The organism is Salinicola aestuarinus (genome assembly GCF_003206645.1).
GTDB classification, from domain to species: Bacteria; Pseudomonadota; Gammaproteobacteria; order Pseudomonadales; family Halomonadaceae; genus Salinicola; species Salinicola aestuarinus.
Genome location: NZ_PZJP01000002.1, coordinates 20,891 through 41,758, shown reverse-complemented (window position 1 = coordinate 41,758; position 20,868 = coordinate 20,891). Strand labels below are relative to the sequence as shown.

General features: G+C 63.2%; 25 protein-coding genes. 10 read left to right on the top strand and 15 right to left on the bottom strand.

What is annotated here, in order from left to right; genetic code table 11:
- Positions 1-180 precede the first annotated feature (180 nt).
- The 4 genes from DOM41_RS02390 to DOM41_RS02375 are packed head-to-tail and all read left to right on the top strand — an operon-like array spanning position 181 to position 3,612.
- Positions 181-2,088: a penicillin-binding protein activator gene (locus DOM41_RS02390; protein WP_110685258.1), complete on the top strand. Its 1,908-nt coding sequence runs from the start codon at positions 181-183 to the stop codon at positions 2,086-2,088.
- Positions 2,075-2,440 (top strand): YraN family protein, encoded by a 366-nt coding sequence (locus DOM41_RS02385; protein WP_110685257.1) that lies wholly within the window; start codon positions 2,075-2,077, stop codon positions 2,438-2,440. The genes DOM41_RS02390 and DOM41_RS02385 overlap by 14 nt, the downstream gene beginning before the upstream one ends.
- Before the next feature lie 18 nt (positions 2,441-2,458).
- Positions 2,459-3,052 (top strand): phosphoheptose isomerase, encoded by a 594-nt coding sequence (locus DOM41_RS02380; RefSeq protein WP_110685256.1) that lies wholly within the window; start codon positions 2,459-2,461, stop codon positions 3,050-3,052.
- 5 nt (positions 3,053-3,057) lie between these two features.
- Complete coding sequence (locus DOM41_RS02375; protein WP_110685255.1) at positions 3,058-3,612, top strand: BON domain-containing protein; 555 nt, start codon at positions 3,058-3,060, stop codon at positions 3,610-3,612.
- Between the two features lie 89 nt (positions 3,613-3,701).
- On the opposite strand, the gene DOM41_RS02370 is transcribed toward DOM41_RS02375, so the two are convergent.
- From DOM41_RS02370 to zapE, 5 genes are all read right to left on the bottom strand, one after another.
- Positions 3,702-4,190 (bottom strand): ClpXP protease specificity-enhancing factor, encoded by a 489-nt coding sequence (locus DOM41_RS02370; protein ID WP_110685254.1) that lies wholly within the window; start codon positions 4,188-4,190, stop codon positions 3,702-3,704.
- Positions 4,191-4,226: 36 nt separating this feature from the next.
- On the bottom strand, positions 4,227-4,853 hold the full coding sequence (gene sspA / locus DOM41_RS02365; RefSeq protein WP_110685253.1) for a stringent starvation protein SspA: 627 nt from the start codon (positions 4,851-4,853) through the stop codon (positions 4,227-4,229).
- 157 nt (positions 4,854-5,010) lie between these two features.
- Positions 5,011-5,400 carry a 30S ribosomal protein S9 gene (gene rpsI / locus DOM41_RS02360; RefSeq protein ID WP_110668370.1) on the bottom strand — a complete coding sequence of 130 codons (390 nt, stop codon included), beginning with the start codon at positions 5,398-5,400 and terminating at the stop codon, positions 5,011-5,013.
- A 12-nt stretch (positions 5,401-5,412) separates the two neighbouring features.
- The gene (gene rplM, locus DOM41_RS02355) at positions 5,413-5,841 is read right to left on the bottom strand and encodes a 50S ribosomal protein L13 (protein WP_110668369.1); all 429 of its coding nucleotides are present in this window, start codon (positions 5,839-5,841) and stop codon (positions 5,413-5,415) included.
- 257 nt (positions 5,842-6,098) lie between these two features.
- Positions 6,099-7,292 carry a cell division protein ZapE gene (gene zapE, locus DOM41_RS02350; RefSeq protein WP_245391704.1) on the bottom strand — a complete coding sequence of 398 codons (1,194 nt, stop codon included), beginning with the start codon at positions 7,290-7,292 and terminating at the stop codon, positions 6,099-6,101.
- Positions 7,293-7,546: 254 nt separating this feature from the next.
- On the opposite strand from zapE, the gene DOM41_RS02345 reads away from it, so the two are divergent.
- Positions 7,547-7,993: a Z-ring associated ZapG family protein gene (locus DOM41_RS02345; protein ID WP_157956822.1), complete on the top strand. Its 447-nt coding sequence runs from the start codon at positions 7,547-7,549 to the stop codon at positions 7,991-7,993.
- 78 nt (positions 7,994-8,071) lie between these two features.
- On the opposite strand, the gene DOM41_RS02340 is transcribed toward DOM41_RS02345, so the two are convergent.
- Positions 8,072-8,830, bottom strand: coding sequence for a Nif3-like dinuclear metal center hexameric protein (locus DOM41_RS02340; RefSeq protein ID WP_110685250.1), 759 nt, complete (start codon positions 8,828-8,830; stop codon positions 8,072-8,074).
- A gap of 348 nt (positions 8,831-9,178) precedes the next feature.
- On the opposite strand from DOM41_RS02340, the gene DOM41_RS02335 reads away from it, so the two are divergent.
- The gene (locus tag DOM41_RS02335; RefSeq protein WP_110685345.1) at positions 9,179-10,432 is read left to right on the top strand and encodes a Do family serine endopeptidase; all 1,254 of its coding nucleotides are present in this window, start codon (positions 9,179-9,181) and stop codon (positions 10,430-10,432) included.
- Positions 10,433-10,662: 230 nt separating this feature from the next.
- On the opposite strand, the gene hisD is transcribed toward DOM41_RS02335, so the two are convergent.
- From hisD to DOM41_RS02290, 9 genes are all read right to left on the bottom strand, one after another.
- Positions 10,663-11,973 carry a histidinol dehydrogenase gene (gene hisD / locus DOM41_RS02330; protein WP_110685249.1) on the bottom strand — a complete coding sequence of 437 codons (1,311 nt, stop codon included), beginning with the start codon at positions 11,971-11,973 and terminating at the stop codon, positions 10,663-10,665.
- A gap of 109 nt (positions 11,974-12,082) precedes the next feature.
- On the bottom strand, positions 12,083-12,730 hold the full coding sequence (gene hisG, locus DOM41_RS02325) for an ATP phosphoribosyltransferase (RefSeq protein ID WP_110685344.1): 648 nt from the start codon (positions 12,728-12,730) through the stop codon (positions 12,083-12,085).
- Between the two features lie 67 nt (positions 12,731-12,797).
- Positions 12,798-14,060 (bottom strand): UDP-N-acetylglucosamine 1-carboxyvinyltransferase, encoded by a 1,263-nt coding sequence (murA, locus tag DOM41_RS02320; RefSeq protein ID WP_110685248.1) that lies wholly within the window; start codon positions 14,058-14,060, stop codon positions 12,798-12,800.
- Between the two features lie 56 nt (positions 14,061-14,116).
- Entirely contained in the window at positions 14,117-14,371 is a 255-nt protein-coding gene (locus tag DOM41_RS02315) for a BolA family protein (RefSeq protein ID WP_110685247.1), read from the bottom strand.
- Positions 14,372-14,593: 222 nt separating this feature from the next.
- Positions 14,594-14,935: an STAS domain-containing protein gene (locus DOM41_RS02310; RefSeq protein ID WP_110685246.1), complete on the bottom strand. Its 342-nt coding sequence runs from the start codon at positions 14,933-14,935 to the stop codon at positions 14,594-14,596.
- Positions 14,932-15,603 carry an MlaC/ttg2D family ABC transporter substrate-binding protein gene (locus DOM41_RS02305; protein WP_110685245.1) on the bottom strand — a complete coding sequence of 224 codons (672 nt, stop codon included), beginning with the start codon at positions 15,601-15,603 and terminating at the stop codon, positions 14,932-14,934. The genes DOM41_RS02310 and DOM41_RS02305 overlap by 4 nt, the downstream gene beginning before the upstream one ends.
- A 19-nt stretch (positions 15,604-15,622) precedes the next feature.
- The gene (gene mlaD / locus DOM41_RS02300; protein ID WP_110685244.1) at positions 15,623-16,084 is read right to left on the bottom strand and encodes an outer membrane lipid asymmetry maintenance protein MlaD; all 462 of its coding nucleotides are present in this window, start codon (positions 16,082-16,084) and stop codon (positions 15,623-15,625) included.
- Positions 16,081-16,863 carry a lipid asymmetry maintenance ABC transporter permease subunit MlaE gene (gene mlaE / locus DOM41_RS02295; protein WP_110685243.1) on the bottom strand — a complete coding sequence of 261 codons (783 nt, stop codon included), beginning with the start codon at positions 16,861-16,863 and terminating at the stop codon, positions 16,081-16,083. Before mlaE ends, mlaD begins: the two co-directional genes overlap by 4 nt.
- Positions 16,860-17,675 (bottom strand): ABC transporter ATP-binding protein, encoded by an 816-nt coding sequence (locus DOM41_RS02290; RefSeq protein WP_110685242.1) that lies wholly within the window; start codon positions 17,673-17,675, stop codon positions 16,860-16,862. The genes mlaE and DOM41_RS02290 overlap by 4 nt, the downstream gene beginning before the upstream one ends.
- Positions 17,676-17,902: 227 nt before the next feature.
- On the opposite strand from DOM41_RS02290, the gene DOM41_RS02285 reads away from it, so the two are divergent.
- The 4 genes from DOM41_RS02285 to lptB are packed head-to-tail and all read left to right on the top strand — an operon-like array spanning position 17,903 to position 20,780.
- Entirely contained in the window at positions 17,903-18,877 is a 975-nt protein-coding gene (locus DOM41_RS02285) for a KpsF/GutQ family sugar-phosphate isomerase (RefSeq protein WP_110685241.1), read from the top strand.
- Positions 18,878-18,902: 25 nt separating this feature from the next.
- The gene (gene lptC / locus DOM41_RS02280) at positions 18,903-19,493 is read left to right on the top strand and encodes an LPS export ABC transporter periplasmic protein LptC (protein ID WP_110685240.1); all 591 of its coding nucleotides are present in this window, start codon (positions 18,903-18,905) and stop codon (positions 19,491-19,493) included.
- A 2-nt stretch (positions 19,494-19,495) separates the two neighbouring features.
- Positions 19,496-20,023, top strand: coding sequence for a lipopolysaccharide transport periplasmic protein LptA (gene lptA, locus DOM41_RS02275; RefSeq protein WP_110685239.1), 528 nt, complete (start codon positions 19,496-19,498; stop codon positions 20,021-20,023).
- A 31-nt stretch (positions 20,024-20,054) separates the two neighbouring features.
- Positions 20,055-20,780: an LPS export ABC transporter ATP-binding protein gene (lptB, locus tag DOM41_RS02270; protein ID WP_110685238.1), complete on the top strand. Its 726-nt coding sequence runs from the start codon at positions 20,055-20,057 to the stop codon at positions 20,778-20,780.
- Positions 20,781-20,868: the final 88 nt, after the last annotated feature.

The window sequence follows — 20,868 nt, the reverse complement described above, 5'->3', positions numbered from 1 at the left end:
GGGTTGATAGGCGATAGCCATGGGGTCGAAGTGCACGCGCCTCGAGCGCCGCCATGACGGCCCCGACGCCGAGCGCCGGCGTCACAGGGAGTGAACGTCGAGTCGTCGACTCGACAGCAGCGATCGCGCCTTCGCCTTGAGAACGGTGCGCGCCTCGAACATGTAATAGGGAAAGACACTATGGGTTATCCGCTGCGGCGACTTCTTCTGCCATTGTTGGCGACACTGGCGCTGGCCGGCTGTGCCGGTCAAAGCATGATCCCGGGCAGCAGCGGCCCGGATGCGCAGACGCTGCTCGAGCAGGCGAACCAGCAGAGCGGCGGGGAGGCGGCCTCGACCCGGCTCGAAGCGGCCGACATCCTAGCACGCCAGGGAGATTCGACGCAGGCGCTGGCCATCGCCGGCCAGATCGACCCGCAATCCCTCGCCCCGGCCGAACGGGTACGCTGGGCCCTGGTGCTGTCGGACGCCGGGCTCGCCGAAAAGGATGGCTGGAATACCGTTCGTGCGACCGACATTCTCGACAGCGGCATCGAGATCTCGGAGAGCAATACCCAGACGCTTCGCTATCGCCGCGGCATTGCGCTTGGCCTGATCAACGAGCCCGAAGCCGCCGCGAAGCTATTGATTCAGTTACAGCGCAGCGATGCGCCCTACGAACTGACAGACGACATTTGGGCGCCGCTTTCCCAGCTCAGCCCGACGGCGCTCGACAGACTCGCCGCCGGCAGCAGCGACTCGCTCACCCTGGGCTGGGTCGAACTGGCCAGACTCTATCGCGCCAGCGGTGGCGACGTCAGCGGCCTGTTCGAGCGTCTGGATCAGTGGCGCAGCCGCTATCCCGACCATCCGGCCAATCGTCGCATGCCGCAGGACCTCAGTGCCCTGCGCCAATTAGAGGGCCAGGAAATCAGCCGTCTCGCGATCCTCCTGCCCGAGAGCGGCCCCCTTGCCAACATTGCCTCGGCTATCCGTCATGGCATCGAAGCCCGCGCCGACGACGCCCGCGCCCAGGGAGAGAGTGTCCCGGCCCTCACCTTTATCGATTCGAGCCAGCAAAACATCGACGCACTGTACGCGCAGGCAACGATGAGCGGCGCCCAGGCCGTGCTCGGACCGCTCAACAAGGACACTGTCAGCGAACTCGAGACGCGCGGTAGCGTGCCGCTTCCCACGCTGGCCCTCAATTACGGCGAACATCCGCGTAATCAGGCCACCGAGCTCTTTCAATACGGCCTTTCCGCTGAAGACGAGGCACGCCAGGCTGCGCAGCGCGCCTATCAGGACGGCAGCCGGCGTGCCGGGATTCTGGTCCCGAGCAACGACTGGGGCTCGCGCATCCTCTCCGCTTTCCGACAGCGCTGGGAGAGCGAGGGAGGCCAGCTCGCCTCCGTCGTGAGCTACGACCCGTCCGGCTCCGCAGCCACCGCCGTGCGCAATCTTCTCGATAACAAGCGCACCGACATGGACATGCTCTTCTTGCTGGCACTGCCCAGTTACGCGCGCCAGATACCGCCGACGCTGGACTTCTACTACGCCAGCTCACTGCCGATCTACGCGACGTCACACCTCTACGAGGGCACACCGCAGCCGCGCGCCGATCACGATCTCAACGACGTACAGTTCGTGGACATTCCATGGATGATTCCGGACGCGGCGGTGGGCGGAACCGAAGCGCTACCCTTCGTCTCGACCTACCGCCGCCTGTCGAGCGAGAGTGATCCGGGCCTGCTCAAGCTCAATGCCATGGGCGTCGACGCCTTCGAGCTGGCGCGTCGCCTGCCGGTCTTCCGCGCGCTGCCACACACTCAGCTGTTCGGCGCCACGGGCAATCTGGAAGCCCGTGATGACGGTCGCATTCAGCGCACGCTGCCCTGGGCGGTCTTCCAGTCCGGCGCGCCGCAGCCGCTGCTGACGGCACCCAACCCGGCGCTCACCCCCGGCCCCGTCCTCGATTCCGAATCCGATGCGGGAAACGACACCAGCGGCGTTAACGGCGACGGCCAGCGCCGCGGCGCCGTCTCACCGTCGGGGGAGTCGCTCAACGGTCTCGACGACGAGAGCTTCGGTAGCGATGCCTCGCGCTGACCCCCGCTATCGCGGCGAACAGATCGAGCAGCGCGTCGCGAGCTGGCTCGCCGAACGGGGGCTTGAGTGGGTGGCGAGCAACCAGCATGCCAAGGGCGGCGAGATCGACCTGATCGTCAGAGACGGCGAAACACTGGTGTTCGTGGAGGTCCGTCATCGACGCAACACGCGCTATGGCCACCCGCTCGAGACGGTCACCGCCGCCAAGCAGCGCCGCATCATTAAAGCGGCGCGTTTTTATCTTCAGACGCAGCGGCTATCATGCCCATGCCGCTTCGATGTCGTAGGCGTGACGGGCCAGGCGCCCACACTGGAATTCGAGTGGATTCAAGCCGCCTTCGACGCATATTGATCGCCCAATAGGCTTCTCATGGATTTTCAATCGCGCATCCTCGACCATTTCAACGCCAGCATCGACACGAAGACCTACGCCAGCGAGGTTCTTCCGCCCTTCATCGAAGTTGCCAGCCAGATGATGGTTCAATGCCTGGTCAGCGAAGGCAAGATCCTGGCCTGCGGTAACGGCGGGAGCGCCGGCGACAGCCAGCACTTCTCCTCGGAACTGCTCAACCGCTTCGAGCGCGAGCGCCCGAGCCTGCCGGCACTGGCGCTGACCACGGACACCTCGACGCTGACGTCCATCGCCAATGACTACAGCTACAACGATGTCTTCTCCAAGCAGATTCGGGCACTGGGTCAGCCGGGTGACGTCCTGCTAGCCATCTCGACGAGCGGCAATTCGGCCAACATCGTTCAGGCAATCCAGGCCGCGCACGACCGCGAAATGAGCATTGTCGCCCTGACCGGCCGCGACGGCGGCGACATGGCATCACTGCTGGGTCAGGAGGACTGCGAGATCAGAATTCCCGCCACCTCCACGGCCCGGATTCAAGAAGTGCATCTCTTGGTGATCCACTGTTTATGTGATCTGATCGACCAACAGCTTTTTGGCAGCAACGAGTAAGCCTTATGAAAAAGACCCTGATCGTCACTTCCTGCCTCATCGCCCTTCTCTCGCTTGGCGGGTGCGCCACCGAGGGCGCGAAAGAGAATTACAGCGAGCGCACCCCCGGTGCGAAAGCCGAAGACAGCACCATTCAGAGCAAGATCTTCGACAGCCTGGAAGCCACGGATGCGCGCTTTGGCGACACGCATATCAACGTCGACAGCTATAACAGCAACGTCCTGCTCACCGGACAAGTGCCCAGTGACGAACTCAAAGAGAAAGCCGGCGATATTGCACGCAACGTGCGCAGCGTCCGCCAGATTCATAACGAGCTGATGGTCTCCGCCAACACGCCTGTCAGCCAGCGAGTGAACGACACCTGGATCACGGGACGGATCAAGGCCAACCTCGTCGCCAACGACCAGGTCGATGCCAACCTCATCCGCGTGATCACCGAGAACGGTACGGTCTACCTCATGGGCATGGTGACCCAGGCACAGGCCGGCCAGGTCGTGAGCGCCGCCTCAGGCGTCGGCGGCGTACAACGCATCGTCAAGGTGTTCGAGTACCTCAACTGAGCCCAGCGCCGCGATAGAGACAAAAAAAACCACCCTCGGGCTACCGGGGGTGGTTTTTTTGATACCGGGACAGGCTCGGCTTCGCGGCGTTATTTGACGATACGTAGCGACGGCTTACCGCGCTCTGCCTTGCTCTCGCCATCGTCCTCAGGGGTGTCGACGGCTGCGGCGGCGTCATCGCTGCGCCCTTCGACACTTTCGAGAGTCGGCCGCTCCCACTCCTGCTCTTCCAGCTCCACGTCAGCTTCGCTCGCGTGATCGGGCATAACCGGCTCCTGCCCGAACACCATGCCCACGCCGTTTTCACGCGCGTAGATCGCGATCAGCGCGTCGGTCGGCACGATCACCTGCATTGGCTGACCGCTGAAACGCGCACCGAAGGTCACGGCGGCATTATCGATCGATAGATCCCGCACTGCGGCCGGCGCGACATTTAGCACGATTTGCCCGTTCTGGACGAACTGCTGCGGCACACGTACGCCAGGCTTGCCGGCGTCAACGACGATATAGGGTGTCTGGTCGTTGTCGAGCAACCATTCATACAGGGCTCTGGCCAGATAAGGACGGCTCGTCAGCATGGGATCTCCTTTCGAGCGGCTAGCGAAGATCGCCTATCAGCTGCGCATTTCACGTTCGGACTCGGACAGGGCCACCTTGAAGGTGTCACGCGCAAACACGCGCTCCATGTACTCCATCAGCGGCTTGACCTGCTTCTCGGGCAATTCTACGCCAAGCGCCGGAAGGCGCCAGAGAATCGGTGCGATGCAGCAGTCCACGAGCGTGAATTCATCGCTCATGAAATAGGGCATGTCTTCAAAAATCGGGGAAATACCGGTCAGGCTCTCTCGCAATTCCTTGCGCGCCTTCTCGGACTCTTTCTTGGGTCCGCGCTGAATCTGCTCGACCAGCGGGCACCATTCACGCTCGATGCGATGCATCCAGAGGCGGCTCTGGGCACGAGCAACCGGATAGACCGGCAGCAGCGGCGGATGCGGGAAACGTTCATCCAGATACTCCATCATGACCTTGGACTCGTAGAGCACCAGGTCGCGATCGAGCAGCGTCGGTACGCTGTTATACGGATTCAGGTCGGCCAGCTCGGCATTGTGCTCTTCCGCCGAGACATCCAGGATATCGACGGCCACGCCCTTCTCGGCCAGCACGATTCTCACGCGGTGACTGAAATGGTCATCGCTGCCGGAATAGAAGGTCATCGACGATCGCTTGGCCACTACACCCATGAAACTTTCCTCGCATTAATTAAGCTGTGCATGATAACACGACACGCCGTTGGCCACGGTGAGCGACCGAGAAGCGGACGCACAGAGCCTAACGTCAAACGACAAAACGCCCGACTGTAACAGCCGGGCGTCGAGCGCGAAGAACGATTCCGAAGAATCAGCGCTTGGAGAACTGCGGACGACGACGCGCCTTGCGCAGACCGACCTTCTTACGCTCGACTTCACGCGCGTCGCGCGTGACGTAGCCAGCAGCGCGCAGCGGCTTGCGGAGTTCTTCGTTGTATTCCATCAGGGCACGCGTAATGCCGTGACGAATGGCGCCGGCTTGAGCGGAACCCCCACCACCCTTGACGGTGATGAACGCGTCGAACTGACCAGTGGTCTCGGTCAGCTCGAGCGGCTGACGCACGACCATCTGCGCGGTGACGCGGCCAAAGAAATCGCCGAGTTCACGATCATTGACAGTGATCTTGCCGGTGCCCGGCTTCAGGAACACGCGAGCGGTGGAGGTCTTGCGACGTCCGGTGCCGTAATACTGTTGTGCCATGGTGGTCTACCCTCAGATGTTCAGTTCTTGCGGCTGCTGCGCGGCGTGGGGATGTTCGGTACCGGCGTACACCTTGAGCTTGGCGTACATGGCACGACCCAGCGGCCCTTTGGGCAGCATGCCCTTGACGGCGGATTCGATGACGCGCTCAGGCGCGTGATCGATCAGCTTCTCGAACGACATGGAGCGCAGGCCACCCGGGTAACCGGTATGACGATAGTAATTCTTGGCTTGCGCCTTGTTGCCGGTAACCTTCACCTTCTCGGCGTTGACGACGACGATGTAATCGCCGGTGTCGACGTGAGGGGTGTATTCCGGCTTATGCTTGCCACGCAGGCGGCGAGCGATTTCCGTCGACAGACGACCGAGCGTCTTGCCCGCTGCATCGACGACATACCAGTCGCGCTGCACTGTCTGCGGCTTGGCACTAAACGTCTTCATGAGTGTTTCACCAGATAAGCATGTTTGGGCTGGAGACGAATCTCTAGCCATCCCTATTTTTCTTGGGTTACCCAAGGGCGGTGCTTGCCGATAAAGCCGTCCGCCAGTCCCGGCACTATCACCGAGACTCTCTTCGCTAAGGGCCAGGGCCCAGGGGCAACGTAACGAAGAGCGCGCATTGTACACGAGCGGATGACGCCAAGAAAGCGGTTCGTGGGCACGTGATGGCCTGACCGGCAACCGGCCAGCACTTACTTTCAGGGTTTGTGCGCCAGCGCCAGATACTCCTGCGACTGCATCTCCTGAAGGCGCGACAGCGTGCGCTCGAACTCGAAGCTCAGATTGCCGCCGGTATAGAGGGATTCGACGTCGGTTTCCGCGGAAAGCAGTAGCTTCACGGCACGGTCGTAGAATTCGTCAACCATGCTGATGAAGCGCCGTGCCTGATCATCGCTGGCCGCGCCCATCGTCGGGACGTTGGAGACCAGCACGGTGTGAAACTCCCGAGAGAGTTCGATGTAGTCATTCTGACTGCGCGGACCATCGCAGAGCATCTTGAAGTCGAACCAGACGACGCCCTCGTGCTGGCGCCGCGCGGTGAGTTCACGATGATTGATCGTCAACGCGACATCACGCTCCCCGTCATGACCAGCCACCGAGCGAAAACTCTTCTCCAGCAGCGCCTCGGCCTGCTCATCGAGCGGCGAGTGAAAGATCTCCACCTGCTCGAGCGCGCGCAATCGGTAGTCGACGCCCGAATCGACATTGACCACCTCGCAGTGGCGCTTGAGCAGGTCGATCGCCGGCAGGAACCGCGCCCGCTGCAGCCCATCCTTGTAGAGGTCGTCCGGCACAATATTGGAGGTCGCCACCAAGACGACGCCCTGGGCGAACAGCGCCTCCATCAGGTTGCCAAGAATCATCGCATCGGTAATGTCCTTGACGTAGAACTCGTCGAAGCAGATGACGCGCGCCTCACTCGCGAATTGCGCGGCAATCTGTGTCAGCGGGTTCTTCTCGCCCTTATGGGCATCGAGCTCGCGATGGACACGCTGCATGAAGCGGTTGAAGTGCGTTCGCATCTTGCGATCGAACGGCAGCGACTCGAAAAACACGTCGACCAGGTAGGTTTTGCCTCGGCCCACGCCACCCCAGAAATAGAGGCCGGTGATAGCGGGCACCGTCGGCGGTGCATCTTCCCCCTTGCTGCCCTTGCCCCGCTTGCCGAAGAGGCCCGCCATCTTGGTCAGCGTCGACTCTCCGCTTGCGCCGTTGGCGGACGGCTTGGGCGCCGGCGTGTTGACGAGGTCGTCGAAGAGCCTCTGGAGGTGCTTGACCGCATTCTCCTGAGCGTCATCGTGGCTAAACCCCTCGCGCTCGAGATCGGCACGGTAGCGTCCCATGGGGGTTGAGGGATGAGAGTGAGACGTCGCGGAACTCGAAGAACTCATGTCAGGGCCGTGCCTCGGATCGGAAAGTGTGGGGAGAAATTATAACGGCCGACGGCGGGCTTAACAGTGCCGTCCCGGCGTGGGATAGTCGCATCGACCGGCCTGTCGTCGCCAGCGCTCACTGCCAAGGGCGCCAGGTCGCGATTCGATGCGTCGCCGGCGCACGAGGTTTGACCCAAGCAACGAACGACTCGATATACTACGCGATACCGATCATGCGGACGGCCGTTTCAAACGGCAATGAGGAGCGCACTGTGAACGAAAGCAACATCGACTGGATTCTGGCGATCGCCTGTTTCTTGGCAGGCATCGGTATTGGCGCCCTCTGCTATCACTTGCTCAATGCCAACGTGGCCCGCAACCAGAAGGTTCGTCAGCGCCTGGCCCAGACCGAACTCGAGCTCAACCAGGTCAAGGATGCGCTCAACGATCACTTCACCAAGGTCGCCGACCTCGCCGGAAGCATTCAGCGCCAGAGCCAGGAGCTGGAGCATCATCTCGCCCATGGCGCCGACAAACTCGTCGACGATCTCAAACTCAAGCGTCGCCTTCACGGCAGTGAGGAGACCGAGGATGAGGAGACCGATTCGCTGCAGGTCCCGCGAGATTACGCGGACGGCGCGAAAGGCACGCTATCGGAAGATTTCGGCGTTCGCCGGCGCAAAGAAGAGAATGAACCCACCTCGCCGCCGCGCTACTGATCGCCTCCCCTTCCTCGGTAGCCGACGCCGCGTGAGGGGAGGTGTCGTCAATCCCGACACGGCGATGCGAAACCCGCGCTACGCCGGATTGTCGATATCCACGAACCGATGCTCTACGCCGAAGCGCGCCGCGATCCACTCGCCAAGCTCGCGCACACCGTCTCGCTCGGTGGCGTGGTGCCCCGCCGAGATGTAGGTCACGCCCATCTCCCGCGCCATGTGTGTCGTGCGCTCCGAAATCTCGCCGGAAATGAAAGCCTGGGCGCCCGCCTCGGCGGCGCTCGCCAGCATGTCCTGCGCCCCGCCGGTGCACCAGGCAATACGCTCGATCTCGCCCGTATGACCTTGAACCACGGTCGGCCGCCGCCCCAGCGTCGATTCGACGCGGCTGGCCAGCATGTCGCTATCCAGCGGCTCCTCGGGGCGACCGAACCATAAAAGCCCCTTTCCGAGCTCACCATCAAGACAGCGCTCCGCCTGCAGGCCCAGCCGCCGCCCGAGACAGGCGTTATTCCCCATGGTCACGTGCGCGTCTAGCGGCAGATGGTAAGCCCAGAGATTGATGCCGTTCTTCAGCAGCGTCGAGACGCGACGCTGCTTCATACCGGTGATCGCGACAGGCTCGTTCTTCCAGAAGTACCCGTGGTGCACCAGCACCGCATCCGCTTGCCAGGCGACCGCTTCGTCGAGCAGCGCCTGGCAAGCCGTCACACCGCTGAGCACGCGAGTCACGGTCTCGCTGCCCTCGATCTGCAGGCCGTTAACGGTGTAATCCTTGAACGCCGAGACATTCAACTCGGCGTCGATTGCCTCGGTCAGCGTCTCTCGGGAAATCATGGCGACTCCAGCGTCGGATGGTGATGAATGCTAGAATTCTGCGTTTCGCCTGCCGATGGGGGCCGACTGGGTTGCGCCGCAGCGAGCCCATTGTGTCAGCGCCACCCCGGGGCGAAAACCGCTATCCTCGTTTCTACCGTCAAACCCTAAGGAAAGCACCGAACCCACTGCCGGCCGAGAGACAACGTCAGTGCGCGGGACTCCATACCACGTCGGCCAGACGAGAGCCCCCCGGGCCTGACGTCTGCGTCCCCCGCCATGCCGCCTTTCACTCGTGCAGACAGTGAGCCGGGGCTTCCCAACAACGGACTGGCCAGCGTCGCCAGACCGTCATTCAAGGATCCGCGCATGCGCCGCCATTTCCTGGCCTATTTCTGGCCCGCGCTCTGCGGCATCGGCGTCGCCGTTGCACTGCTCTACGCCTTCCCGAGCCTACTGGGTCACGGCACCACGACCTCCGCTGGCGCGCCGCAACTACTCGATGCGCCCGCCCTCAACCGCCAGCAAGGGCCGGTCAGCTATTCGCAGGCCGTCAATCACGCCGCCCCGGCGGTGGTGAACGTCTACTCCTCTCGAGAAGTCGACGTCAGCCAGCACCCGCTGATGTCCGACCCGTTCTTTCGTCAGTTCTATGGCGATGACATGCCCCAGCGACAGCGCATGCTGTCGAGCCTTGGATCGGGCGTCATCGTGAGCGAGAGCGGCTATATCCTGACCAACAATCACGTCATCAACGACGCCGACCAGATTCAAATCGCGCTGCGCGACGGCCGTGAAGCCATTGCCCAGGTCATCGGGACCGACCCGGAGAGTGACCTCGCGGTACTCAAGATCGACCTGGACGACCTGCCGGTGATCACGCTCAGCGATTCTGAAAACGTGGCGATCGGGGATGTGAGTCTCGCCATCGGCAACCCGTTCGGCGTGGGACAAACGGTGACCATGGGCATCATCAGCGCAACCGGGCGTGATCACCTCGGTCTGAATGCCTACGAGGATTTCATCCAGACCGACGCCGCCATCAACCCCGGCAACTCGGGGGGCGCGCTGGTAGATGCCAGCGGCGCGCTGATCGGAATCAACACCGCGATTTTCTCCCGGTCGGGCGGTTCTCAGGGGATCGGCTTTGCCATCCCGGCCAATGTCGCCCGCAGCATTCTCGACGATATCGTCACTCACGGCCGAGTCATTCGCGGCTGGCTGGGCGTCGATGCCCAGCAGATGACACCCGACCTTGCGACCTCTTTCGGTCTCAAAACGCTGAGCGGCGTGATCATCGCCAACGTCATCAATGGTGGGCCGGGGGATCAGGCAGGCCTGCAGCCGGGAGACATCCTGATCTCGATCGGTGACAAACCGATTCGCGACCCCCGCGACACCATGGCCGATATCGCGGAGATAGCGCCTGGTGCTCGGCTCCCCATCACGCTGATCAGAGGGGGGAAGAAACAGGAAGTGATGGTGATGGTGGGTGAACGTCCAGAGCCTGAAGATTCAAAGCCAGGCTCGTCCCGCCAGGCCCCGCCGCGGACGGACGACGGTCAGACCCCCGACGCCAACCCACCCGCGACAGAAGACGGGTCGCCCCCCGGCAGGCGATGAGACGCCCTCGGGGGAGAGCGAAAGATTGCCGGATTCCGGGCAATCTGAGAAAACCGCCTGGCAGGACGGGCCGCCCTCCTCGGCCAAATCCACGTCGCAGTCAGGCGTGAGAGCGCTGCCGCTCTGAGGCCGAGCATCGCGTCTGATGCGGCGCTTCCCAGATACCGCGCCGATTGACCCTAGTCGAGGCGGGACACTGCCGGCCGACACCAGGGGCGACCGGCAATGCGCTAGCGCTTGAAGCGATTCTCGGCGGAACGGGCATGGGCGGTAAGCGATTCGCCTCTTGCCAGCACGGAGGCCGTGCGACCCAGGCTATCCGCGCCGTCGGGAGAGCACTGGATCAGCGACGAGCGTTTCTGGAAGTCATACACGCCGAGCGGCGAGGAGAAGCGCGCCGTTCCCGACGTCGGCAGGACGTGGTTCGGGCCCGCGCAGTAGTCGCCGAGGGCCTCCGCCGTATAGCGCCCCATGAAGATGGCGCCGGCGTGACGCACGCGATCGGCCATCGCCTGCGGCGCTTCCACGGAGAGCTCGAGATGCTCCGGGGCCACACGGTCGACGATGGTGACCGACTCGTCGACACTCTGACAGTGGATCAGCGCGCCTCGTCGGGAGAGTGATTCGCGAATGATCGCCTCGCGCTCCATGGTGGGCAGCAAACGTTCGATGGCCGCCTCCACCGCGTCGAGATGGTCCTTGTCCCACCCGATCAGAATCGCCTGCGCGTCTTCGTCGTGCTCGGCCTGCGAGAAGAGATCCATCGCCAGCCACTCGGGGTCGGTGCCGCCGTCGGAGACAATCAGAATCTCCGAGGGGCCGGCGATCATGTCGATGCCGACCTGGCCAAATACCGCACGCTTGGCGGTCGCCACGTAGATGTTGCCGGGGCCGACGATCTTGTCGACCCGCGGTACGCTCTCGGTGCCGTAAGCGAGTGCCGCCACGGCCTGAGCGCCGCCTACCGTAAAGACCCGCTCGACGCCGGCGAGATGCGCTGCCGCCAGCACCAAATCGTTGAGCACACCGTCCGGCGTTGGCACCACCATCACGATCTCGGAGACACCAGCGACCGCGGCCGGAATGGCGTTCATCAGCACCGAGGAGGGATAAGCCGCCTTGCCGCCTGGCACGTACAGGCCGACGCGATCGATCGGCGTGACTTTCTGCCCCAGGCGCGTCCCGTCCGCCTCCTCGTATTGCCATGAACCGGGCTTCTGGTGCTCGTGATAGCGGCGAATTCGCTCGGCCGCATGCTCGAGCGCCTGGCGCTGCTCATCGGGGAGCGCATCGAAAGCGCGCTTCAGCCGCTCCGCGGTGAGCGTCAGCGCCTCGACGTCGGTGGCATTGAGGCGATCGAAGCGGTTGGTGTATTCGATCAGCGCGGCGTCGCCCCGCGAGCGAATGCCACCGATGATGTCATCGACACGGCTGACGACCTCACGGTCGGAGACACCCTCCCACGCCAGCAGCGCATCGAGGCGAGAGTCGAAGTCGGCATCCTGGGTGGTCAGACGAGCAAGGGGTCGCGATTGGCTCATGGAATTGTCTCGTTGGCGAGGGCGCAGGGTCGCGCCCTGTTGCGGTATCGGATCGGTCGCGAGCGAGCCGGCGCCGAGTGCCTGACCCGGCGTCGGCACCCGGCGGACTTCAGGCGTTCTGCTCTCGCTCGGTGACCGCTGTTCGCAGTCGCTCGATCAGCGGCTTGAGCTCGGCGTGCTTCATCGTCATCGAGGCCTTGTTGACCACCAGCCGCGTACTGATGTTCTCGATCAGCTCGCGCGGCTCCATCCCATTGGCCCGCAGGGTATTGCCGGTATCGACGATATCGACGATCTCGTCGGCGAGATTCATCAGCGGGGCAAGCTCCATCGCCCCGTAGAGCTTGATCACCTCGGCCTGAATGCCGAGGTCGGCATAGTAGCGTCGGGCCACGTTGACGAACTTGGTCGCCACCCGTCGACGCGCTCGCGTCGGGGTGGCCCCGACGATACCGGCGGTCATCAGGCGACAGCGGGAAATACCGAGATCGAGCGGCTCATAGAGGCCGTCGGCACCGTGTTCGAGCAGAACGTCCTTGCCTGCGACACCGAGATCCGCCGCCCCCAGCTGGACGTAGGTCGGCACGTCGACGGCGCGTATCACCACCAGTTTGACGTTGTCGAGATTGGTGTCGAAGAGCAGCTTGCGGCTCTTGCCGAAATCTTCGGCCGGTACAATGCCGGCGTCCGCCAGCAGCGGGAGCGTCTCCTCGAGAATTCTTCCCTTGGAGAGCGCGACTATCAATTGATCGCTCATGTCATCCATCTACGTTCGTTCGGTTCGATCCTCGCGGCGGGACTTGGCGATCCCGCCACGCGGCTCGCTAGCCCGGCACACGGCGGATCTTCGCGCCCAGCAGCTGCAGTTTCTCTTCGATGCACTCATAGCCGCGGTCGATGTGATAGATACGATCCACCAGCGTCTCACCGGTGGCGACCATCGCTGCGATCACCAGGCTCGCCGAGGCGCGCAGATCCGTCGCCATTACCGGTGCACCGGAGAGTCGCTCGACCCCGCTCACCACCGCTGTATTGCCCTCGAGCGCAATTTGCGCGCCCATGCGGTTGAGCTCCTGCACGTGCATGAAGCGATTCTCGAAGATGGTCTCTACGACCGTTCCCGTGCCCTCGGCGACGGCATTGAGCGCCACGAACTGCGCCTGCATGTCGGTCGGAAAAGCCGGGTAAGGCGCGGTGCGCACATTGACGGCCTTGGCCTTGCGCCCCTCCATGTCGAGCTCGATCCACCCTTCGCCGGAGGTCACGGTCGCCCCGGCCTCTTCGAGCTTGCTGATCACGGCTTCCATGATGTCGGCGCGGGCGTTACGCACACGAACGCGCCCCCCCGTCGCGGCGCCGGCCACCAGAAAAGTGCCTGTTTCGATGCGATCGGGCATCACGTCGTAGTGGCAACCGTGCAGTCGCTCGACGCCCTCGACCGTGATCGTGTCCGTGCCGTGGCCGCGGATGTTCGCCCCCATCGCGATCAAACACTCGGCGAGATCGACCACTTCGGGCTCACGCGCCGCGTTTTCGAGCACCGTTGTGCCCTCGGCAAGGGTTGCCGCCATCAACAGGTTTTCAGTGCCGGTCACCGTCACGGTGTCGAAGAAGATGGTCGCCCCCTTCAGACGACCGTCCACCCGGGCGCGGATGTAGCCCGCCTCGACGCGGATGTCGGCGCCCATCGCCTCGAGCCCACGGATGTGCAGGTCAACCGGTCGCGAACCGATAGCACAGCCGCCGGGCAAGGAGACGTCCGCGGTGCCAAAGTGGGCCAGCAGCGGTCCGAGCACGAGGATGGACGCGCGCATCTTCTTGACCAGCTCGTAGGGCGCATGACAGTCGCGAACCTGCGAGCCGTCGATCTGGATGCTCATCTTCTCGCCCATGACGGGCTCGATGCCCATCCGACCCAGAAGCTCGAGCGTGGTGGTGATGTCCTGCAGATGCGGCAGATTGCCGATGGTGACCGGCTCGTCGGCGAGCAGCGTCGCGGTCAGAATGGGCAGTGCCGAATTCTTGGCACCGCTGGCCCAGACTTCACCGTTCAGCGGGCCGTTACCGGTGATGATCAACTTATCCATGAAAGTTCGCTATGCACTCGAACGAGAGGCGACCCCGCAGGGTCGCGGGGTGGCGGTCAGAGGCCGGTGTTTTCCGGGGCACTCTGCCACTGGGCCGGCGTAAAGGTCTTGATGGTGATGGCGTGCAGCGCCCCCGAGGCGATCTCGTCGGAGAGCGCGCCGTAAATCAGCTGCTGACTCTTGACCTTGCTCATGCCGTCGAAGACATCGCCGACGGCGGTCACCTGAAAGTTGCAGCCTTCACCCTGAATATGGAATTCGCAGCCGTCGATTCGCTCTTCGAGTCGGCTTTTGACGTCGCTGGGTTGCATGGCAACTCCCTCCCTGATGACGGCTGAATCACACGCGATGGTAAAGCGGCACATGGTAGCGGAAAGCGCCCCGGGTTGGCGACGCCGGGTCATGCAAAAACGTGACATGTCGATCACGGGTCGCGAACGCACGCCACGCCGTTCCCGGCCCTTAACGACGACGCGGCGACTGACCTTCGTCAGCCGCCGCGTCGACGCGACCCGGTTGGCGACCCTGGCCAATCAGGCGCAGGTCGTCTCCTGCGCCGGCATCAGCGCCGTGAGTTCGGTAATATCCATCAGCCGCTGCAGCGGCGTCGATAACACCACACGCTCCAGGCGCAGCGAGTGGTGCTGGACGCTTCGAACCCATACCAGCAGGACGCTCAGCACGGCGCTGCTGGCCACTTCAACGCCGGTGAGATCGAAGCGGACCGAGCTCTCTGCGGCCTGTTCGGCCAGCCATTGGCGCCCCGCCTTGGCCAGCGCTCCGGCGCTATCGAAGTCGGCTTCGCCGCGAATGGTCAGGACGCAGCCGTCGACCACGTCGAGCGTCGCGTCCTTTCGTTCGAGAAGCCGACTCAAGAGTCGCCGCCCTGCTCAAGCTCGTCGGTGCCGACTTCCGGCGCCCAACCGTTGATGACGGCGTCGATGTCGCGGTTGTTGTCGCGCATGGCCTGATCGAACTGGTTGCGGAATGTCAGCCCGAGATTAATGCCGTTGACGATTACGTTGATCACCTTCCACTCGCCATTGCTCTCCCGCAGCGTGAAGCTGACCGGGTAGGTCTCGCCACTGGTCGAGACCACGTCCATCGCGACGGACTCCTGATCCTCGTAGCGACCGGCATCGTCATTCGCTTTGACGTTCAGCGTCTGGTAATCGAACGTCACCAGACCCTTGGCGTACGTGTCGATCAGCGTCTTGCGAAAGACGTTGACGAAACGCGACCGCTGCTCCGGCGTGGCGGCGCGGAAATAGCGCCCCATGACGCTGGCGCCGATATAGCGGAAATCGGCAACGTCGGCCATGTTGTCGTCGACGAGCGCCGCCAGCTCGTCCTCATGGTTGGCGTAATAATCCTTCTTGCCGTCGAGCTCGCCCATCAGCGAGTCGACGCTCTGGCGAATGACCGTTTCCGGTGACGGCTGCTGCGCCTGCGCCGTGGTGGCGAAGACCGCCAGCAGCGCCGACAGCAGCATGGCGGCAAGCGCGACACCGCCACGGCGGGACTGAGCAGATGAGAGGTTCATAGATCGACTCCTTGTCGTGTCAATTGGCCATATTGGATACGAACTGCTGGATCAACTCCTCCAGCACCAGCGCTTGCTGGGTATCGCGTATGACGTCTCCATCGTGAAGCGTATCCGGTGCACCGCCGACTGTCAGACCGATGTACTGCTCACCGAGCAGGCCCGAGGTCAGAATCGCAGCGGTGGTATCTTCCGAGAGCTTGCCGTCGTACTGCGAGTCGAGCTCCATCACCACTTTGGCATCGAACCACTTCTGATCGAGCTCGATGTCGGTGACCTTGCCGATACGCACACCGGACATGGTGACCTTGGCATCCGGCCGCAAGCCGCCGATGTTGGAGAAATTGGCGTTCAGCGTGAATGTGTCGCTGGGCATCCCTACGCCGAGGCCGCTGACGCGCAGCCCCAGAAACACCAGCCCCAGAATGCCCGCCAGCATGAAAATGCCGACCCCCAGCTCGAGTACGCTATTGCGCTTCATCCCAAATCTCCAAACATCAAGGCGGTAAGTATGAAATCGAGTCCCAGTACCGCCAGCGAGGCGTACACGACCGTGCGGGTGGTCGCGCGTGAAATCCCTTCGGAGGTCGGTATCAAGTCGTAGCCCTGAAACACCGCGATCCAGGTCACAACCAGTCCGAACACCAGACTTTTGATGATGCCGTTGAGCACGTCACCGACGAAGCTGACGCTGTCCTGCATGTTGCTCCAGTAGGAGCCGTCGTAGACACCGAGCCATTTCACGCCAACCAGATACCCGCCCCAGATACCCACCACGCCAAAGATGACGGTCAGGATCGGCAGCGAGACGAAACCGGCCCAGAGTCTCGGGGCCACGATGCGCCGCAGCGGATCGACGCCGATCATCTCCATGCTGGTGAGCTGCTCGGTCGCTTTCATCAACCCGATCTCGGCGGTGAGCGCCGAGCCGGCACGCCCGGCGAAGAGCAACGCCGCGACGACCGGCGCCAGCTCGCGGACCAGCGACAGCGCCACCATCTGCCCCAGCGCCTCGTCGGCACCGAAACCGACCAGAATCGTGAAGCCCTGAAGCGCCAACACCATCCCGATGAACAGCCCCGACACCACCACGATGGCCATCGACATCACGCCGACGAAATGCATCTGGCGAATCCAGAGGTAGATCCCTTCCCGGGACGGTAGACAGACGATGGAGTGGAAAAGAAAGAGTCCGGCGCGACCGATGGCGGCGAGCACGTCCAGCGTGGCGCGCCCGAGTGAGGCGATGCGATCGATCATGAAAACTGCCCCGCCGGTGCCAGAATATCGTCATAAAAATCCGGCGCCGGATAGTGGAACGGTACCGGGCCGTCGGGCTCACCGTGCACGAACTGACGCACGTGAGCATCGTCGTTGACGTCCAGCGTGCTGGGCGTGCCGTGGGACATCACCTGACCGTCGGCGATAATGTAGACATAGTCGGCGATCGACAGCGTCTCCTTGATATCGTGCGAGACCATGATCGCCGTCAGCCCTAGCGCCTGGTTGACCTTCTTGATCAGCTGGACCAGTACGCCCATCGAGATCGGGTCCTGCCCCACGAAAGGTTCGTCATACAGCACCAGCTCAGGGTCCAACGCCACCGCACGCGCCAGGGCCACGCGGCGCGCCATACCACCGGAGAGCTCGGACGGCATCAGGTGACGCGCGCCCCGAAGCCCCACCGCCTGAAGCTTCATCAGCACGATGTCGCGAATCATGGCGTTGGGCAGATCGGTATGGATGCGCAGCGGGAACGCCACGTTTTCGAAAACGTCGAGATCGGAAAACAGCGCGCCACTCTGGAACAGCATGCCCATGCGTCGACGCAGCCCGAACAAGGCTCGCCGGGAGAGTTTGTGGACATCCTGACCGTCGATGAGCACCTGCCCACGATCCGGCGTCAACTGGCCGCCGATGAGCTTGAGCAGCGTCGTCTTGCCGGTGCCGCTCGGGCCCATGATGGCCGTAATTTTACCGAGAGGAATCTGAAGGTCGACGCCGCGAAAGATCTGGGTCTTGCCGCGGGTGAAATGCAGATCCTTGACCTCGATCATGATCGGGTCATTCATGCATGGTCCACCATTCCGGATCTTTAATATTATCGAACATTGTATCCTAACCTGGGTGAAATCGACCAGCCAGCGCGTCGCGAATCCGTCAAATGCATCGACAGGCGAGGACGAATCCCGACGCGATCGTAGGTATACTCCCCCGCCACACTCTTGCTTTCGACTGATCTCGTCCGACGTCGGCGCGTTGCGCGCCAGGCAACCCGACGAGACCGCGGACTACCGTGATGACACAATCCCAATTCGATTTTCGCGCCAGCGCCCGCCACACGCTGACGCTCGAGCAGCAGGCCATCGGTGAACTCGTCGACAAGCTCGACAATGCTTTCGATAGTGCCTGCGAGACGATGATGCGCTGCCGGGGACGCTTGATCGTGACCGGCATGGGCAAGTCCGGGCACATCGCGCGCAAAATGGCCGCCACCTTCGCCAGTACCGGCTCACCGGCGTTCTATGTCCATCCCGGTGAAGCGAGCCACGGCGATCTCGGCATGATCACCGGCGATGACGTGGTCGTCGCCCTCTCCAACTCCGGCGAGACTCAGGAGATCACGGGGCTGCTGCCGCTGTTCAAGCGCCTCGGCACCCCGCTGGTGAGCCTCACCGGGCGTAAGCACTCGACGCTTGCCCGCTACAGCGACGTCCACATCGATGTCGGCGTCTCTCGCGAGGCGTGCCCCCACGACCTCGCCCCGACCTCATCGACCACCGCGGCGCTTGCCATGGGTGACGCCCTCGCGCTTGCGCTGCTGGAAGCCCGTGGCTTCAGCGCCGAGGACTTCGCGCTGTCCCATCCCGGCGGCACGCTCGGCAAACGACTCCTGCTTCGCGTGCGCGATCTGATGCACAGCGATAACCGGCTGCCCTGCGTGCCGGCCGGCAGCCCGCTGCGTGAAGCGCTGCTGGAGATGACGCACAAGGGAATGGGCTTCACCTGCGTGGTGGATGAACACGGCCAGCTCGCCGGTGTCTACACCGATGGGGATCTGCGCCGCACGCTGGATCAGCGCGGCGACTTTGCAACGCTCTGCGTCGATGACGTCATGACCCGCGGCGGCAAGACCGCGTCCCCCGACATGCTGGCCGCCGAGGCGGTGCGCATCATGGAGGACAACCGCATCACGGCGCTTGCCGTCATCGAGGATGGCTACCCCGTCGGCGCCCTGCACATGCATGACCTGCTGAGAAGCGGCGTGATTTGAACGCGTCGGACCGCAAGGAGATTTCGTGAAACAGACCGCCAGACTCCCATCGCCATGGTGGCGACGACTCGGCCTCGTCGCGCTCCTGCTGCTGCTCGGTGGCGGCCTGGCCTGGCTGGATCAGCGCGGCGAACCGGAGAGCGAACCGCTACCCGGCAACGAGGCAGGCGAACCCGACTACTATCTGGAAGATGCCAACCTGACTCGATTCGATGCCGATGGACGCCCCTACCAGCGCCTCGAAACGCCACGCATGGCTCACACCCCGATCGATGACGTCATCCGCGCCGAGACTCCCCACGGCTACCTCATCGACGCCGAGGAGCGTCAGTGGCAGATCACCGCCGATAGCGCACGACTGATGCGCGGCGGCGAGCAGCTCACCCTGGAGGGCAATGCGCAACTGGTCCAGCCCGATGAAGGCTGGCAACTCGAGACCCAGACGCTGCACTACGACAACCCGCAAGCGCACGCCTGGAGTGACACACCGTCGGTCTTGAGCCAGCATGATCAACGCATGAGCGGTGAGCGCTTCGACGCCTGGATCGATGACAATCGCATGCGCCTGACGAACGACGTCAAAGGCTACCTGCCCCAGCAACCTGAGGATCAATGATCATGAGGCGAGAACTCGGCCAACTGCTGATGCTGACGGCGCTTTGCGTGCCCGGCACGCCCGCCTTCGCCCTGGATGGCGACGCCAGCGCGCCCATTCATATTGCCGCCGACCAGCTGGAGATCGATGACAGCGAGGGCACCGCGGTCTACTCCGGCGGTGTCGATATGCAGCAGGGCAGCATGCAGCTCAACGCCGCGCGAGTCGATATCCAACGCGGCAACAATGGTCAGGTCAGCGTGGTCACGGCCAAGGGCGGCAGCCGCCGCGCGCATCTCGCCCAGACGCCAGCGCCCGACCAGGAACAGGTCGAGGGCTGGGGCGACACCGTCATCTACCATGCTGCCGAGCGCCGGGTCGAGCTGGTCGGGAATGCCGAACTGCATCAGGGTGGCGATACCTTCGATGGCGCTTATGTCGAGTACTATCTCGATTCGCGTCGCGTCAGTGCTCGCTCCAGCCGTAGCGGCGAAGACGAGAGCGGCGGTCGCGTCCGCATGACGCTGACGCCGCAGCAGACACAGCAGTAGCGCCGCCAAGCGTGAACGAGGTTCAGTACCCATGAGAACGTTAACGGCCGCCAACCTGGCCAAGAGCTACAAGGGACGCCGCGTCGTCCACGATTTCAGCCTGACGCTGCGCCAGGGCAGCATCGTCGGACTGCTAGGCCCCAACGGGGCCGGCAAGACGACCTCCTTCTACATGATCGTGGGCCTGGTCAAGGCTGACGCCGGCAGCGTGCATATCGATGATCGCGATCTCAGCCGTGCGCCGATGCACGACCGCGCTCGCGCCGGTATCGGCTATCTCCCCCAGGAGGCCTCGATCTTCCGCAAGCTCAGCGTTGCCGACAACATCATGGCGATTCTCGAGACCCGTCGAGATCTGGACCGCCCCGGGCGACGTCAACGACTCGAAGAGCTACTCGGCGACTTTCATATCGAGCACATTCGCAACAACCTCGGCATGTCACTCTCCGGCGGCGAGCGACGGCGCGTCGAGATCGCCCGCGCCCTGGCGACCGAGCCGGCGTTCATTCTGCTCGACGAGCCCTTCGCCGGGGTCGACCCCATCTCAGTCGGCGATATCAAGAGCATCATTCGCCAGCTTCGCGACCGAGAGATCGGCGTGCTGATCACCGACCACAACGTGCGCGAAACGCTCGACATCTGCGACAACGCCTACATTGTGGGTGACGGACAGATCATCGCCGAAGGTCGACCCGAGGCGATTCTCGACAACCAGCGCGTCCGCGAGGTCTACCTCGGACACGAATTTCGTCTCTGACCGCCGCGCTCGGCTGTCGCCACTGACCCGGCAAGCGGACCGTCGCTTTTCGCGATGCGTCGGTTCGCGAGACCGCCCCATCGGTTCC